This is a genomic window from Pararhizobium sp. LjRoot235 (genome assembly GCF_964254145.1).
In the GTDB taxonomy this organism is placed as follows: Bacteria; Pseudomonadota; Alphaproteobacteria; order Rhizobiales; family Rhizobiaceae; genus Pararhizobium.
Window position 1 is genome coordinate 292,637 of record NZ_CAXUSP020000001.1, and the last position, 15,877, is coordinate 308,513.

Here is a 15,877-nt window from a genome sequence, read left to right on the forward strand (position 1 = left end):
ACCGGTTTGTCGTCCAGTTGACCATTGCGATCAATGCGCGGGGAAGCCCGGGGTGGAGCCAGAACCGCCGGAATTGCGTTCGCGCATGAAGCGGTCGAATTCTTCCTGGTCCTTGGCGCGACGCAACTCGCGAACATAGTCGTCGAACTGCTGGCGCATTTCATCGAGCTTGCGGCGTTCTTCATCGAGGCGAGCAAGTTCTGCTTCGCGCCAGTCGTCAAAGGCGACGTTGCCGGTGCGAAATTGCGGACCGCAGAAGCCGCGGCCACCGCCACGCTTGAACGATGTAAAGACGCCGTCGATTGTCGAATTGGCGTCCTTCTTGAAGGATTTCAGCCTTTCGCCGAACAGGATGTAGGCAAGCATGGCAAGGCCAAGCGGCCAGAAAACCACGAAACCGAGCACCATCATGGCAATGGTCGCAGGCGTCCAGTCCGGACGGATCAATGCAGATTGGTTCATGTTCAGAAGTCCTCACTAAAAGTGGGCCTCTCCTTCGGGCCCGCTCATAACGAGATGGGAAGGGGTCTGCCGCTCTGCAAGGCAAACCTTCGCAGATTCCGGCAAACCCCTGATATCCGACCCGTGAAATCGATATAAACGGGGATCAGGCGATCTTTCCGCCCGTGATCACCCGCGGCACCCGCGGCCTGGCGCTGCGAGCATGCTCGCGCTGGAACGCGGTGATGCGCGGCGCGATCTCGCGACGAAACCGCGATCCGTTGAAAACGCCGTAGTGGCCGACATCCGGCTGCATGTAATGCATACGCATGTTCTCGGGGATGTTGGTGCAGATCGTCTGCGCCGCCTTGGTCTGGCCGACGCCGGAAATATCGTCATTCTCACCCTCGACCGTGAGCAGGGCGACCTTGCGAATCGCGGTCGTGTCGACGCGGCGGTCGCGATGCACCATCTCGCCCTTCGGAAGGGCATGGCGCATGAAGACGGTCTCGACCGTCTGCAGGTAGAACTCGGCCGTCAGATCCATGACGGCCATGTATTCATCATAGAAATCGCGGTGCTTTTCGGCGGCGTCGCCGTCGTTCTTGACCAGATGTTCAAAGAAGTCCTTGGTCGCCGTCAGGTGGCGGTCTAGGTTCATCGACATGAAGCCGGAAAGCTGCAGGAAGCCGGGATAGACCGGACGCATGAAGCCCGGCTGCGGAAACGGCACCGGCATGACGACGTTGTCACGGAACCATGTGATCGGCTTGTCCTCGGCGAGCTGGTTGACCGCGGTCGGGTTGATGCGCGTGTCGATTGGTCCACCCATCAGGGTCATCGAGGACGGCGACAGCGGATCGTCATTCGCTTCCATCAGCGCCACCGCAGCCAGTACCGGAACGGCCGGCTGACAGACGGCGACGACATGGGTGTCAGGCCCGAGGGCATGCAGCATATGGATGACGTAGTCGATGTAGTCATCGAGGTCGAAGGTGCCCTCGGTCAGCGGCACTGTGCGGGCATCGATCCAGTCGGTAATATAGACATCAGATTGCGGCAACAGCGCTTCGACGGTGCCGCGCAGCAGCGTCGCATAGTGTCCGGACATCGGCGCGACGATCAGCACCCTTGGATCGGCCGCCCTGGTTTTCGGCACTGCGCGTTCGAAATGGATGAGGTTGCAGAAGGGCTCTCGCCAAACGACCCGTTCATTGACGGCAACGGCAGTTCCGTCGACGATCGTTTCAGGAAGGCCAAACTCGGGCTTTCCGTAGCGTCGGGTTGTCCGTTCAAAAACCTCGAGGCCAGCGGCGGCCATGCGGCCGAGATGGGTATGCGCAAAGGGATTAAGCGGATTGGCATAGGCCAGCCGCATGGCATCCGCCGCGGCGCGCCACGGGGCCATCATCGCATGATTGAGCTCGTAGAGCTGGTAAAACATCGGAAGCGTTCTCCTTGTTACCGTGGACGACAACGCCGCTCCCAACCGGACGCAACCTTGCATTCTCGTTCTTTCGTGTCCGCGAGTGAGGCAAATAGTAGCACTTTTCTTTTGCGACGCAATAAATATGCCCTGCTCACTAAGGACTAGTTTCATTACAAATCTGTCATGGAAGGCTTGGTACTCGGAAAAGGCGCTTGCGCGAGCCTGCCCATCACGAATCAATGCCGTAGAAACGCGCGGCACTCGTTCCAAGAACCGCCGAACGAGCGCTTTCATCAAGGTCTCGCAGCAATTCGTTCGCCGCTATCCACCATTTTTCATAATTGGCATCGAGATCAACGACAGGCCAATCGCTGCCGAACATCATGCGTTCCGGTCCGAAGACATCAAGCAGGTGCAAGACGTAGGGCCGCAGCCGTTCCACCGTCCAGCCGTTGCCCGCTTCCGTTACCAGTCCGGAGAGCTTGACACAGAGATTCGACCGCCGGGAGAGCGCCGTCATGTCGGCGCACCAGGGCTCAAGGGTGCCCGTGGCAATGAAGGGCTTGGCTGCGTGGTCAATGACAATCGGCAGATCGGGCAACCGGTCGGCGAGAGCCGTGATAACCGGCAGATGGCGGGGCTGAATAAGAGCGTCGAAACGCAGGCCCAGTCCCGGCAGCATCTCCAACGTGCGCATCGCCTCGGGCTGAAGGATGCAGAACGTATCCTCCAGACCCTGCAGCATAGGACGGATTCCCCTGAACTTCGGATGGCGCTTGAACCGCTCCAGATCGGAACGTGCCGTTGGCGACCACACGTCCACCCAGCCGACAACGGCGGCGACGGTTCCTTCGCGTTCTGCCACATCAAGCAGGAATTCGGTTTCGGCCAGGTTCGGTGCCGCCTGGACCAGCACGGTTTTGGTGATGCCCGCCGCCGCCAGATGCGGCCTCAGATCTTCCGGCGTGAAATCCCGATGAATCGCCGCAAACTCCGACGGCGGCCAGTCATTGTGGCCAAGGCCGAGCGTCCAATAGTGCTGATGCGCATCGATATGGCTCAAGGCGATACCTTTACCACGGCCTTGATCAATCCGGCCTTCTCATGCGCCCAGCGCGGCAGGTCACTTACTACGTCATCCAGAGTCGTACGATGCGTGATCAACGCTTCGACCGGCACATGGCCGGCGCGGATCGAGGCTGCCACGTGCTCGAAATCCTGCCGCGTCGCGTTGCGGCTGCCGACCAGCATCATTTCGCGCTTGTGGAACTCAGGATCGGAAAAGCGGATGTCGTCCTTAACGACGCTGACGAAGACCAGGCAGCCGCCATGGGCAACGAAGGCAAAGGCTTTTTCCATCGAGCCGCCGAAGCCGGTGGCATCGAAGACGACATCAAAGCCATCGCCGCCTGTCGCTGCCAGTACCGCATCCAATGCGCCATCGCCGGCGAGAATGCCATGTGCAAATCCAAGCCGATCGGCGGCCATCGCCAGCCGCTCGGGGCTCGCATCGAGAAGCGTCACCTCATGGCCGGCGATGCGCGAAAACAGCGCGGTGCCAAGACCGATGGGTCCGGCCCCGATAACTAACGCCCGCGATCCGGACGGAGCAAGTGAACGGCGCACGGCGTGGGCACCAATCGCCAGAAACTCGACGGTTGCCGCCGCCTCCAGCGATAGGTCGCCAGCCGGATAAAGATTTCCCTCCGGCACCAGGATTTCCTCGCAGAAGGCGCCATCGGCATGAACACCCAGCACCTTGATCGCCGCGCAGCAATTCGGCTTGCCCTTGCGGCAGGCAACACAGGTTCCGCAGGAAAGGTAGGGATTGACAATGACAGCCGTTCCCGGCGTCAACGAAACTCCTTCGCCTGATGCGATCACTGTCGCCGAAATCTCGTGACCCATGACGCGGGGATATTCGAGAAAGGGATGTTTGCCTTCGAAGATGTGATAGTCGGTGCCGCAGATACCGACGTGGCTGACGGAAAGTCGCGCCCAACCCCTTGGCGGCGCCGGCGGTAGCGGTCGGTCAGTAAGTTCCAGACGCCCGGGCTCGGGGCAGATCGCGGCTTTCATGGCAGGCAGTTCCTTGCAATCGTCCGCAACAACGTGAGTCACGGTTTTGATCGGCATCCGGCCGGCTGGCTCCAGCCGGCCGGATGTGGGAGGACAGTCAGCGCGAGCCGCGGCGGCGCAACTGGTCGAAATAGACGATGACGATGATCAGCACGCCGGTGATGATGCGCTGCCAGAACGAGTTGACGTTAAGCAGGTTGGCGCCATTGTTGATCGTCGCCAGGATGAAGGCGCCAAGCAGCGGCCCTTGCACCGAGCCAACCGCACCGAACAGGCTGGTGCCACCGATGACCGAGGAGGCGATCGCCTGCAGTTCCCAGCCTTCCGCCTGAGTGGCGTTGCCGATGCCGATGCGCGAGGCAAGCAGCAGCCCGACGAAGGCGGCGCAGGTGGAGGACAGGATATAGGCAAGGTAGATCGTCCGGTTGACATTGACGCCGGACAGGCGCGCCGCTTCTCTGTTGGAACCGACGGCGAAGAGATAACGGCCCCAGCGGCTTAAGTGAAGGAAGACATATGCCGGGATAGCGACGACGAGAACCATCCAGAACAGGCTGGGAATGCCGAGGAAATCAGCACGGGAAAAATTCGTGAAAGCCTCGTTGCTGATCGAGATCGTCGAACCGTTGGTGACGAGAAGGCCGATGCCACGCAGCGACGTCAAGGTCGCCAGCGTGATGATGAATGCTGGAAGTCCCATACGCACAATGCCGAAAGCATGGAACGCGCCGATCAGCACGCCGATCAGCAGCGTGATGATCATCGCCAGCCAGAGCGGCACACCGGCGGCGAGCAACCAAGCAACCGCAACGCTGGCAAAACCGACGACGGCGCCGACAGAAAGATCGATGCCGGCGGTGATGATGACGAAGGTCTGCCCCACCGCCAGGATCGCCGTCATCGCACCCTGACGCAGGAGATTGCTGAGGTTGTTTGATGTCCAGAAGCTGCTGGTCGAAAGACCGAGAAGCAGCCAAAGGAACAACAGAAGCCCGAGCAGGGTGAGCCCGAACAGAATGTTCATTCCTCGTTTCGGCACAGGTGCCGCTTCTGTTGTCGCTTCAACGCTCATGATTTTCCTCCACGCATATGTTCTTCTGGTCTGTTCACGATTTCACACGCCGATCGCCTGCGTCAGCACGTCCTCGTGCGAGCCGCCGCGATAGCTGTGACTAGCCACGAGTTTTCCCTGCCGGAACACATGCAGCCGGTCGGCAAGTTCGTAGACCTCCGGCAGATAGGACGAGATCAGGATAATGCCCGCCCCCTGTTCCAGCAGCCGGGCAAACAATCGGTAGATTTCAGCCTTGGTGCCGACGTCGACGCCAACCGTCGGCTCATCGAAAATGAACAGTTTGGCGCCGTGGCTCAGCCACTTGCCGATGACGATCTTCTGCTGGTTTCCGCCGGACATGGCAGACGCCAGCACCCGGCGCGTCGGCGTCTTGATCTTCAGGTCCCTGATCTGCCGGTCGGCGTTTTCGATCTCGCGCCGGCGGTTGATGGTCAGCCCACTGGTCAAACGATCGAACACCGGCAAGTTGATGTTGAGGCCGATCGGCAGGTTGAGGCAGAGCCCCTGATCGCGGCGACTTTCCGGCGCCAGCGCAATGCCGAGATCCATCGCCTGGCGTTCATTGCGGATTTCGACCTTCTTGCCCTGCCAGTAGATTTCGCCGGACGTGACCGGCTGGCGGCCATAGAGGCCAAGCGCAAATTCGCTGCGCCCGGCGCCGATCAGGCCGTAAAGCCCGACAATTTCGCCGGCCCGCACGGAGAGCGAGATATCCTCGAAGCCGGGACCGGAAAGGCCGCGCGCCTCGACGATGGTGGCGCCGATCGGCAGGGTTTCCTTATGATAGATCTGCTCGATGGTGCGATTGATCATCAACGCGATCAACTCGGCATCGTTGGTCTCGCTGATCTTGCGGGTGCCAACATGGGTGCCGTCGCGAAGGACCGAAACACGATCGGCGATTTCGAAGACTTCTTCCATGCGATGGCTGATATAGACGATGGTCACGCCCTCGGCTTGAAGCCGGCGAATGAGCCGGAACAGCTGCGCCGATTCCTGACGGGTCAGATAGGCGGTCGGCTCGTCAAAAATCAAAAACTGCGTGCCACGCATCGCCGCGCGCGCCGTCGCGACGAGTTGCTGCTGGCCGATCGTCAATGTCGACAGCGTCGCTGCCGCCGGCAGGTTGAAGCCGAGATCGTTGAGCACGGCCTGCGCTGCATCGGTCATGGCGCGCTTGCGCATCAGGCCGCTATTGTTCATCTCGTCGCCGAGGAACATGTTGGCGGCGACGCTCAGATGCGGGCAGAGCACGACTTCCTGGTGAACGGCATTGATGCCGCGCGAGATCGCCTCTGTCGGCGTCGACAGCTGAACGGGTTCGCCGCACCAGAAAACCTCACCGGACGTTCGCCGGATAACACCGGTCAAAAGCTTGATCAGCGTCGACTTGCCCGCACCGTTTTCGCCGACGATCGCATGGATTTCGCCGCACAGGAACGTCAAGTTGGCCGGTTTCAGGGCCTCGACGGCACCGTATTTCTTCTGCAGGCCGCGCAATTCCAGGATTAGCTCTCCCCTGGGAACGGGATGCCTGGCAACCGTCGCCGCGCCTTCCTCGTGCCGGTGGCTAACGTCAAATAGTCCTGTCATGGCGGCTCCTCCTCCTGGACCCGAAACCTGCTCCAAGCCAAAGTTTCAGCCTGAAGCAGGTCAAGATCGCGCTCTGCGGGGGGCGGCAGGGCAGTCGCCCAACGGCTGTGATCCTGCCGCCTTTATTGATCAGTTGACCTTCGGGTTCAGAAGGGCGTCGATCTTCGGGTCGGTCATGTTGGCTTTGGTCACAAGGTTGGCGCCTGTATCGACATTGGCCTCGACCTTTTCCTTCTTGGAAGCTGCCAGGGCGGTCTTGATGCCGTCATAGCCCATCCGGTACGGATCCTGGACGACGAGGCCGGCGAGCACGCCTTCCTTGAGGAAGCCGACCGTCTTTTCATCGCTGTCGAAGCCGATGACCTTGATCTTGTCACCGAGCTTGTTTTCGGCGATCGCCTGACCGACACCCTGCGCCATGATCAGGTTGGAAGCAAACACGCCGACGAGGTTCGGGTTTGCGGTGATCAGGTCGGTCATCATATTGAGGCCGGTAGTAGCCTGACCGTCAGCATATTTGTCGGCAACGACCTTGAGGCCCGGATATTTCGCAGCAATCTGCTCCATGAAGCCATTATGGCGCTGATCGAGCGAGCCGACACCCGGCAGGCTGGTGATGATGGCGATTTCGCCCTCTTCCTTACCGGTTGCTTCCTTGATTGCGGCGGCAAGACCGTCAGCAGCGATACGGCCGCCCTGGGTGTTGTCGGTGGTCAGGAACGAGGTGAAAGCCTTCGAGTCTGCGCCGGAATCGATGCCGATGATCGGCACGGACTTGGCGGCTTCGTCGATCGGCTTGCCAAGCGCCTTGAATTCCGTCGGCGAGATGACGACGGCGGCAGGCGCGCCGGCAACGGCGTTTTCAAGAATGCTGATCTGGCCGTTGATGTCTGATTCTGACTGCGCGCCGAGTTCCGGCACTTTGACGCCGAGATCCTTGCCCGCAGCGCGGGCGCCGGCGAGAACGATCTGCCAGTAGAAGGACGTGGTGTCCTTGACGATGATCGGAATGGTGACGTCCTGGGCGAAAGAAGTCATCGGCATCATGGTGGCGAACACGGCAGCACCGGCAAGGCTGGTGAAGGCGCGGCGCGACAGGATATGCTTCATTAGGGTCATGGTGTTGTTCTCCTCCAACAGCGTCTTGTTGAGTTCTCCTCGGATCGATCCGCAAGACGCATGCAGATCGATCTTTTATCGATAAAAAACATTTTACTCCGGCAAGCTATCTCAGCAATTTTGAAATTGCAAGCGGCGGTTAAAATCCTTGCACATTGATTTCCTCCCTACGCCAAGTCGTTGTTTTTTCATCACACGGATGAACCGGCCTTCCCCGGACCGGTATTAGCGGGCCTATACCCGATAGAGTTCCTCCGGGTGAACGACACCCTTTTTCAGGATGATATTTCCATAGAGCCGAAACTCCGTCGTCGCGACGATATAGGCCGCCCTGCGCGCGCGCTCATAGAAGGCAAAGCGCTCGATCGGCACGACCCTGAAATCGCCGGAAAGCTTGTGGACCAGCTTCTGGAATTCGACGCAGACTTCCGGCTCGGCCGACGAATCGCCGACGACTTCCATCCGCCAGGCGGATTCGTCGGCGAAGGTATCGAGGGGCATATGCGCAAGGATTGCCTCCGTGATGCTCAAGGCGTCGACCCCGTCGGCCCTCACCACCTTCGACCCCATGGTGCTGGCCGGAAAATTGGCGTCGCCGACCACGATCTCGTCGCCATGGCCCATCGTGCGGATCGCATGAAGCAGATCCGGTCCGAGCAATGGATGTATTCCCTTCAGCATTCCGCTTTCCCTTTCACGATCCGGCTAGACTCGAACAGCTTCCGTTCCCATTTCGGGCGCGACCAGCGTATAGGCGTCGTAAGGCTCAAAGTCGGCCGGCTGCAGGCGCCGTTCCGTCAATTCCATATTGCGCGTCAGGCTCGACGGTTTTGCCGTTCCGAGCAAGACGGAGGCAACGACCGGATTCTGTAGCGGAAACTGGATCGAGGGTGCCGCAAGCGGCAGCCCTTGCGATTGAGCGATCCTCTCCAGCGCACCCACCTTATCCAGAACCTCCCGGTCTGCCGGCATATAGTCGAAATGCGATCCCTCCACCGGACCCGTTGCCAGAATACCCGAATTGAAAACGCCGCCAACCACCAGCGAGGTTTTCTTTTTCTCGCAGAGCGGCAGCAGTTCGGCAGTGGCAGTGCGGTCAAGCAGTGTGTAGCGCCCGGCAAGCAGGATGCAGTCGAGATCCGCCTCCCGCATCACATCCAGGCAGACAGGTACTTCATTGACACCAAGCCCGTAGGCGGAAATGGCGCCGCTCGATTTCAATTGCTCCAGGGCCTTGAGGCCGCCATCAAACAGCTGGCGCAGATAGACGCGGTTGCGCTCGGCACCATGCGTATAGACACCGATGTCATGAACGAAGAGGATATCAATGTGGTTCAGGCCAAGTCGGGCATAGCTGAAATCGACCGATCGCATGATCCCATCGTAGGAATAGTCGTAGTCGGTGTCGAACGGCAGCGGATCGACGAAACCGTAGCTCGGCACCTTGTCGTCCGCCACCGGGCGCTGCAGGCGGCCGACTTTCGTCGATAGAACATAACTGCCCCTGGGCTTGTCGCGTAGGAAATCCCCGACCCGTCTTTCGGCTAGGCCAAAGCCGTACCAGGGTGCCGTATCGAAAAACCGCAGGCCTGCATCCCAGGCGAAGCCAAGCGTTTCCATCGCCGTCTCGCGCGGGCAGGCGCGATACATCCCGCCCAGCGGCGCGGTACCGAAACTGTATTCGGTAACGGACAGATCCGTCCGACCGATCCTTCTTGTCTGCATCAACCCCCTCCTCCCTCTGATGGCTGCTTCCGTCAGAGTGTCGCGCCCAGGTGCCAGGGCACGAATTCATTGTCGCCGTAGCCGAACAGTTCGCTCTTGGTCTTCCTTCCGGACGCGGTATCGATGATCAGGTCGAAGATCTCGCGGCCTTTGCCGGCGATCGTCGCATCTCCGGTGGCAATCGTGCCGCAATCGATATCCATATCTTCCTCCATGGACCGGTAAAGCGCCGTGTTGCTCGTCAGCTTGATGGAGGGACAGGGGCGGGAGCCGAAACAGCTGCCGCGGCCGGTCGTGAACGTGATCACATTGGCGCCACCAGCGACTTGGCCGGTTGCCGATACCGGGTCATAGCCGGGCGTATCCATGAAGACGAGGCCATGTTCGGTCACCCGCTCGGCATAGTGATAGACCGCCGTCAGCGGCGAGCGACCGCCCTTGGCCACCGCGCCGAGCGACTTTTCGAGTATGGTGGTCAGACCACCGCGCTTGTTGCCGGGCGACGGATTGTTGTCGAGCGACGCGCCATGCATCTCGACATAGCTTTCCCACCAGGAGATCAGCTCGTCGAGCTTCCGCGCAACATCCTCGTTGACGGCGCGGCTGCGCAGCAGGTGCTCAGCGCCATAGATTTCCGAGGTTTCCGACAGGATCGCCGTGCCGCCGGCGCCGGCCAGGATATCGACCGCCACTCCGAGCGCCGGGTTTGCCGTGATGCCCGAAAGACCGTCCGAACCGCCGCATTGCAGACCGACAATGATTTCGCTGACCGGGATCGGAATGCGTTTTGCAGTACCGATTTCCTGGGCAATCTCCTCGAGCACGCCGATCGCCCGGGCGACGGCACGGCGCGAGCCGCCGGCGTCCTGAATATTGAAATGGCGTTTTCCGGCGCCGGAACCGCTCTGGCCGTAAAGGGTCAGTTGGTTGACCTCGCAGCCAAGTCCGACCATCAGCACGCCGCCGAAATTCACATGGCGGGTGTAGCCGGCCAGCGTCCGGTGCAGGTTTTTCATGCCATCGCCGGTCGAGCTCATGCCGCAGCCCTGATCATGGACGATCGGCACGAAGCCGTCGATGCCGTCATAACGCGGCAGGATGGTCCGGTTGGCCTCGTCGGCAATGGCGCGACAGACGGTGGTGGAACAGTTGACGCTGGCGATGATGCCGATGAAATTGCGCGTTGCAGCACGACCGTCGGCGCGGCGATAGCCCATGAAAGTGCGCGCCTTGTCGGCAGCACTCGCGGCCTCCGGCTGCACCGGCGCGCCGATCGACAGGCGGTCCTGATCGAAGGCGAGATTGTGCGAGTGGACGTGGTCGCCAGGCGCGATATCGGCGGTCGCGCGGCCGATCGCCTGGCCGTACTTCACCACCGGCTCACCGGCGGGAACCGGATGGATCGCCACTTTATGGCCTGGATCGATCCTGGCTGCGGCGCGCACGCCATCCGGCAGTTCGCCGCCCGGCTCGATGGCGAGCGACGCGACGGCCACATTGTCTTCCGCCGACAAAACGATAAAGGAAGGTGCGGTCACCCTGGTATCTCCCTTGACGGTTTTTCTCTGAGCAAGAGTGCTCATTCATTTTGTCTTTTATCTACAATAGACAGATCGCCGTCAATGGGTATTATGCATCAGACTGGGTCGCAGCAAAAAGGCAACGACCGCATCAAAACAAAATCAGGGACCGCAACACCATGAAACTTCGGGTATCAAGCCAAGACAGCGCCGGACCGACCGGATAGAGCAACCTTCCAAGCCGAACCGGGAATCTCCGGTTCGATCGACAGAAACCCTATCCGGCCGGCAAAATCATGGCGAAACAGAACACCGTCTTCAAGGACGCCTTCAACCGCTGCCTCAAGCTGCTTGCGGAAACGTCCGCCTTGCCCTCCGAGCCGGAACTCGGCGCGACGCTCGGCGTCAGCCGCACGACCATCCGGGCGATCTTGGCACGGATGGAAGAACTGCAGCTGATCGCCTGGGACAAGCGGGCGAAGGCGGTTCTGCGACAGCCGAAGGCCGAGGATTATTACCCGGCCGAGGAAACCGATTCGCTGTCTGAAATCATCGAGCGCAGTTTCATGCGCCGGATTCTGGCCGGCGGTGCCGAGCCGGGCATGCAGATCAACGAGCTGGAACTCGCCCGCGATATCGGCACGGGCACGACCAGCGTGCGCGAGTTCCTCATCCGCTTCAGCCGCTTCGGACTGATCGAGAAACGCCCGAACAGCCACTGGATCCTGAAAGGCTTCACCCGTGAATTCGCGCTGGAGCTGACCGAGGTCCGCGAGATGTTCGAGCTGCGTTCCGCCGCAAGTTTCGCGGCCCTCGATGCCGATCATCCGGCATGGCAGGAGTTGGACAGGATCGAGGCGCTGCACCAGGAAATCCTCGCCGATATCGACAATCGCTACCGCGACTTCTCCGAACTCGACGAACGCTTCCACCTGCTCGTGCACAAGTCCTCGAGCAACCGCTTCATCGTCGATTTCTATGATATCATCGCTATCGTCTTCCACTACCACTACCAGTGGAACAAGGCGAATGCGCGCGAACGCAACGCCCGGGCGCTGGAAGAACACCTCGCCTATATCGCAGCGCTGAAGACACGGGACGTGGCGCAGATCGAAGCCGCCTGCAAGCGACATCTGAGGTCAGCGCGCGAAACCCTGCTCCAATCCATTCAATAGCCGGATTCATCAAACCCATGCCGACACCGATCGTCCAGTTTGGAACCAGCCGCTTCCTGCAGGCCCACGTCGATCTCTTCATCAGCGAAGCGCTTGAAACGGGCGAGGCCATCGGAAAGATCACTATCGTCCAGACGACCGGCTCGGCGGAACGGGCGGGACGGCTGAACGCGCTGGCGGCGCCGGAGGGATTTCCCGTGATTGTCCGGGGTCTGGCCAATGGGGTCGAAATCGACCGGAGACAACGGGTGACCAGCGTCGCACGGGCGCTCACGACGGCAAGCGATTGGCAAGAGGTGAAACGGATCGTCGCGGAAGAAGCGGAAATCCTGGTCTCGAACACCGGCGACACCGGCTACGATGTGGATAGCGGCGAACTTGGCACGGAGATCCCCCCGTCCTTTCCTGGAAAACTGCTCCTGCTGCTTCATGCCCGATTCGTTGCAGGCGGCAGACCGCTGACGGTTCTGCCCTGTGAGCTGATTGCCCGCAACGGCGACAGGCTGAAGGAGGTCATTCTGCGCATTCAAGCCGAGCGGATCGGCGATGCCGGTTTCGAGACCTGGCTGTCATCAGCCGTTGTCTGGGGCAATACCCTTGTCGACCGCATCGTTTCGGAGCCGCTGGAACCCGCCGGTGCCATCGCGGAGCCCTATGCGCTGTGGGCAATCGAAAACCAACCGGGACTATCGATACCCTGTACGCACCCGTCAATCCTTCTGATCGACGACCTGACGCCGTATGAAAAGCTCAAACTGCACATTCTCAATCTGGGTCACACCGTGCTTGCCGACATCTGGCTGAAAACCGACCGCCTGCGCGACGAAACGGTGAAGGAGATCCTGGGCGACCCCCATGTCGCGGCGACATTGACGGAGATCTACGTGATCGAAGTCATTCCCGGCTTTGCCGCCAGAGGGCTTGGCCGGGAGGCGGCCGACTATGTCGCCCTGACGCTCGACCGGTTCCGGAACCCGTTTCTCAAGCACCGGCTTGCCGACATTGCCAATCACCACGCCGAAAAAATCGTCCGGCGCATCGCCGATTTCCGTGTCTGGAGCCCGGAGGTTGCCATGCCGCAGCTGGCAGCGATCACCGGGAACCGATGATCAGTAGCCGGCAACCGGCTTGGCTTTGCTCTCTCCGCCGGTCAGGAAATCCTCGCGGAGTTGGGCGGTAGCGCTGACGAGAAGCGTCACATCGGTTCCGATCGCCATGAAGTCCGCACCCAGGTCGCGATAGAGACGCGCCTGATCCAGGCTAAGGGTCATGATGCCGCGGGCCTTGCCGGCTTTCCTGATCCGCTCGAACGCGTCCTTGATGGCGGCGGTCACCGCCGGGTGGCCGGGCTGGCCGAGATAGCCCATATCGGCGGCGAGATCCGATGGACCGATGAACAGCCCGTCGATCCCGTCAAGCGCGGCTATCTCGTCAAGGGCTGCAAGGCCCGCCCGGCTCTCGATCTGGACGATGAGGCAAATTTCCGCATTTGCCGTCTCGAGATAATCGCCGATGCGGCTGAACTGCGACGCCCGGCCGAGCGCAGCGCCGACCCCGCGGATACCATGCGGTGGATAGCGCACCGCCCGGACCAGCGCCCGTGTCTGTTCAACACTCTCGACCATCGGGATCAGCAGCGTCTGCGCTCCCGTGTCGAGGATCTGCTTGATCATCCACGTCTCGCCGACCGGCAGCCGCACGATCGGGTGGCTTGCCGAGCGGGAAACCGCCTGGATCTGCGACGACAGGAGCGGAATATCATTCGGCCCATGTTCGCCATCGATCAGCAGCCAGTCATAGCCACTGCCGGAGACAATTTCGGCCGCGTAGGGACTTGCAAGAGCGACCCACAAACCGAGCTGGAAACGGTCCTCGCGGATCGCGGCCTTGAAGGTGTTTTTCGGGGCGGGCATCGCTGTCTCTCCTTGCGCTGTCATGGCTACTTAAAACGCCACTGCAACGCCTGTGAAGCCGTTTTCGTCGATGCCGGCCCGCGAATTCTGGTCATGAGCCAGAAAATAGAAAGGCCGACAGGACTTCTCCAGCCGGCCTTGGCAGATGTCTATGTTCAAGCGATGCCGCCGAGGCAGACATATTTGATCTCAGTGAATTCCTCGATGCCGTATTTAGAACCTTCGCGACCGAGGCCGGAGAGCTTGACGCCGCCGAACGGCGCTTCCGCCGTCGAGATCAAACCGGTGTTGACGCCGACCATGCCGTATTCCAGCGCTTCGGCGACCCGGAACACCCGGGCGAGGTCCTTGGCGTAGAAATAGGAGGCAAGGCCGAACTCGGTGTCGTTGGCCTGTTTGATGACGTCGGCTTCGTCCTTGAAGCGGAACAGCGGCGCCAGGGGCCCGAAGGTCTCCTCGCGCGCCACCGCCATGTCCTTGGTGACATCGGCCAGGATCGTCGCCTCGAAGAAGGTGCCGCCGAGTGCATGTTTCTTGCCGCCCTGCAGGATACGCGCGCCCTTGGCCGTTGCATCGGCAATATGCTCCTCGACCTTGGCAAGGGCTGCCTTGTCTATCAGCGGTCCGAGGATCACGCCTTCGTCGAAGCCGTTGCCGGTCTTCAGCTTGCCGACGGCGGTTGCCAGCTTCTCAGCAAAGGCGTCGTAGACGCCGTCCTGCACATAGATGCGGTTGGCGCAGACGCAGGTCTGGCCGTTGTTGCGGTATTTGGCGATCAGCGCACCTTCGACGGCGGCATCGAGATCGGCATCATCGAAGACGATGAACGGCGCATTGCCGCCGAGTTCGAGGCCGAGTTTCTTGATGGTCGGGGCGCTCTGCTTGTAGAGTTCGGTACCGACCTCGGTCGAACCGGTGAAGGTCAGCTTGCGCACCACCGGGTTCGATGTCATCTCGCCGCCGATCGCCGAAGCCGAGCCGGTGATGACGCTGAACAGGCCTTTCGGCAGACCGGCGCGTTCGGCGAGAACCGCGATGGCGATCGCCGAGAACGGCGTCTGCGAGGCGGGCTTCAGGACCATGGCGCAGCCTGCAGCAAAAGCCGGGCCGGCCTTGCGAGTGATCATCGCATTCGGGAAGTTCCACGGCGTGATCGCGGCGACGACGCCAATCGGCTGCTTCATCACCAGGATACGCTTGTCCGGTTGGTGGCCGGGGATCATGTCGCCATAGATGCGGCGGCCTTCCTCGGCAAACCACTCGATGAAACTGGCGCCATAGACGATTTCGCCGGTGGCTTCCGCCAGCGGCTTGCCCTGTTCCAATGTCAGGATGCGGCCGAGGTCATCCTTGTTCTCGATCATCAGGTCGTACCATTTGCGCAGGACGGCGCAGCGGTCCTTGGCGGTACGCGCCGCCCAGCCCTTCTGTGCAATCCCCGCTGCTTCAATCGCCGCCTTGGTTTCTGCGGCGCCCAGCTTCGGCACGCGGCCGATGATTTCGCCGGTCGCCGGATTGTTCACTTCGATCGCGTTGTTCGGGTCGGCATCGATCCAGTTTTCGCCGACAAGAGCAGCCTGGCGGAACAGCGAAGGGTCTTTCAAGGTCACGGTCATCAGCGGCATTCCTTTGCTTCGGAAAAAATCTACAGAACTTATACAATTTTTTTCTGTCGTTCGACAATGGCCTGGAACACCGTTTCTGCGTCCCGCTTCGCCATTCCGACATGCCCCGGTCCAGTTTGGACCGTTGTTGCCAGAATGGAAACAGTCCATCTCCAAACCGGCGTCTATCGAGAGAACTGTCGA

At 60.7% G+C, this 15,877-nt stretch carries 14 protein-coding genes; 2 read left to right on the forward strand and 12 right to left on the reverse strand.

Going from position 1 to position 15,877, the window contains the following annotated elements:
• Positions 1-30 precede the first annotated feature (30 nt).
• From ACSQ2Z_RS01430 to ACSQ2Z_RS01475, 10 genes are all read right to left on the reverse strand, one after another.
• Positions 31-462 carry a DUF2852 domain-containing protein gene (locus ACSQ2Z_RS01430; RefSeq protein WP_436079566.1) on the reverse strand — a complete coding sequence of 144 codons (432 nt, stop codon included), beginning with the start codon at positions 460-462 and terminating at the stop codon, positions 31-33.
• 145 nt (positions 463-607) lie between these two features.
• Entirely contained in the window at positions 608-1,885 is a 1,278-nt protein-coding gene (gene phaZ, locus ACSQ2Z_RS01435; protein WP_436079567.1) for a polyhydroxyalkanoate depolymerase, read from the reverse strand.
• A 214-nt stretch (positions 1,886-2,099) separates the two neighbouring features.
• Positions 2,100-2,933: an amidohydrolase family protein gene (locus tag ACSQ2Z_RS01440; protein WP_436079568.1), complete on the reverse strand. Its 834-nt coding sequence runs from the start codon at positions 2,931-2,933 to the stop codon at positions 2,100-2,102.
• Positions 2,930-3,949: a zinc-binding alcohol dehydrogenase family protein gene (locus tag ACSQ2Z_RS01445; protein WP_436079569.1), complete on the reverse strand. Its 1,020-nt coding sequence runs from the start codon at positions 3,947-3,949 to the stop codon at positions 2,930-2,932. The genes ACSQ2Z_RS01440 and ACSQ2Z_RS01445 overlap by 4 nt, the downstream gene beginning before the upstream one ends.
• A 97-nt stretch (positions 3,950-4,046) precedes the next feature.
• Positions 4,047-5,021 (reverse strand): ABC transporter permease, encoded by a 975-nt coding sequence (locus tag ACSQ2Z_RS01450; protein ID WP_436079570.1) that lies wholly within the window; start codon positions 5,019-5,021, stop codon positions 4,047-4,049.
• 42 nt (positions 5,022-5,063) lie between these two features.
• The gene (locus ACSQ2Z_RS01455; protein WP_436079571.1) at positions 5,064-6,617 is read right to left on the reverse strand and encodes a sugar ABC transporter ATP-binding protein; all 1,554 of its coding nucleotides are present in this window, start codon (positions 6,615-6,617) and stop codon (positions 5,064-5,066) included.
• Between the two features lie 129 nt (positions 6,618-6,746).
• Entirely contained in the window at positions 6,747-7,736 is a 990-nt protein-coding gene (locus tag ACSQ2Z_RS01460) for an ABC transporter substrate-binding protein (RefSeq protein WP_436079572.1), read from the reverse strand.
• Positions 7,737-7,970: 234 nt separating this feature from the next.
• Positions 7,971-8,417 (reverse strand): RbsD/FucU family protein, encoded by a 447-nt coding sequence (locus tag ACSQ2Z_RS01465; protein WP_436079573.1) that lies wholly within the window; start codon positions 8,415-8,417, stop codon positions 7,971-7,973.
• A gap of 24 nt (positions 8,418-8,441) precedes the next feature.
• Entirely contained in the window at positions 8,442-9,461 is a 1,020-nt protein-coding gene (locus ACSQ2Z_RS01470) for an aldo/keto reductase (protein WP_436079574.1), read from the reverse strand.
• A gap of 32 nt (positions 9,462-9,493) precedes the next feature.
• Complete coding sequence (locus ACSQ2Z_RS01475) at positions 9,494-11,044, reverse strand: UxaA family hydrolase (RefSeq protein ID WP_436079575.1); 1,551 nt, start codon at positions 11,042-11,044, stop codon at positions 9,494-9,496.
• 233 nt (positions 11,045-11,277) lie between these two features.
• Between ACSQ2Z_RS01475 and ACSQ2Z_RS01480 the strand changes: the two genes are divergently transcribed.
• Positions 11,278-12,156, forward strand: coding sequence for an FCD domain-containing protein (locus ACSQ2Z_RS01480; protein WP_436079576.1), 879 nt, complete (start codon positions 11,278-11,280; stop codon positions 12,154-12,156).
• A gap of 17 nt (positions 12,157-12,173) precedes the next feature.
• Positions 12,174-13,265, forward strand: a complete 1,092-nt coding sequence (locus ACSQ2Z_RS01485) for a mannitol dehydrogenase family protein (protein WP_436079577.1) — start codon at positions 12,174-12,176, stop codon at positions 13,263-13,265.
• On the opposite strand, the gene ACSQ2Z_RS01490 is transcribed toward ACSQ2Z_RS01485, so the two are convergent.
• On the reverse strand, positions 13,266-14,069 hold the full coding sequence (locus tag ACSQ2Z_RS01490; protein WP_436079578.1) for an aldolase/citrate lyase family protein: 804 nt from the start codon (positions 14,067-14,069) through the stop codon (positions 13,266-13,268).
• A 155-nt stretch (positions 14,070-14,224) separates the two neighbouring features.
• On the reverse strand, positions 14,225-15,679 hold the full coding sequence (gene gabD, locus ACSQ2Z_RS01495; RefSeq protein ID WP_436082935.1) for an NADP-dependent succinate-semialdehyde dehydrogenase: 1,455 nt from the start codon (positions 15,677-15,679) through the stop codon (positions 14,225-14,227).
• Positions 15,680-15,877: the final 198 nt, after the last annotated feature.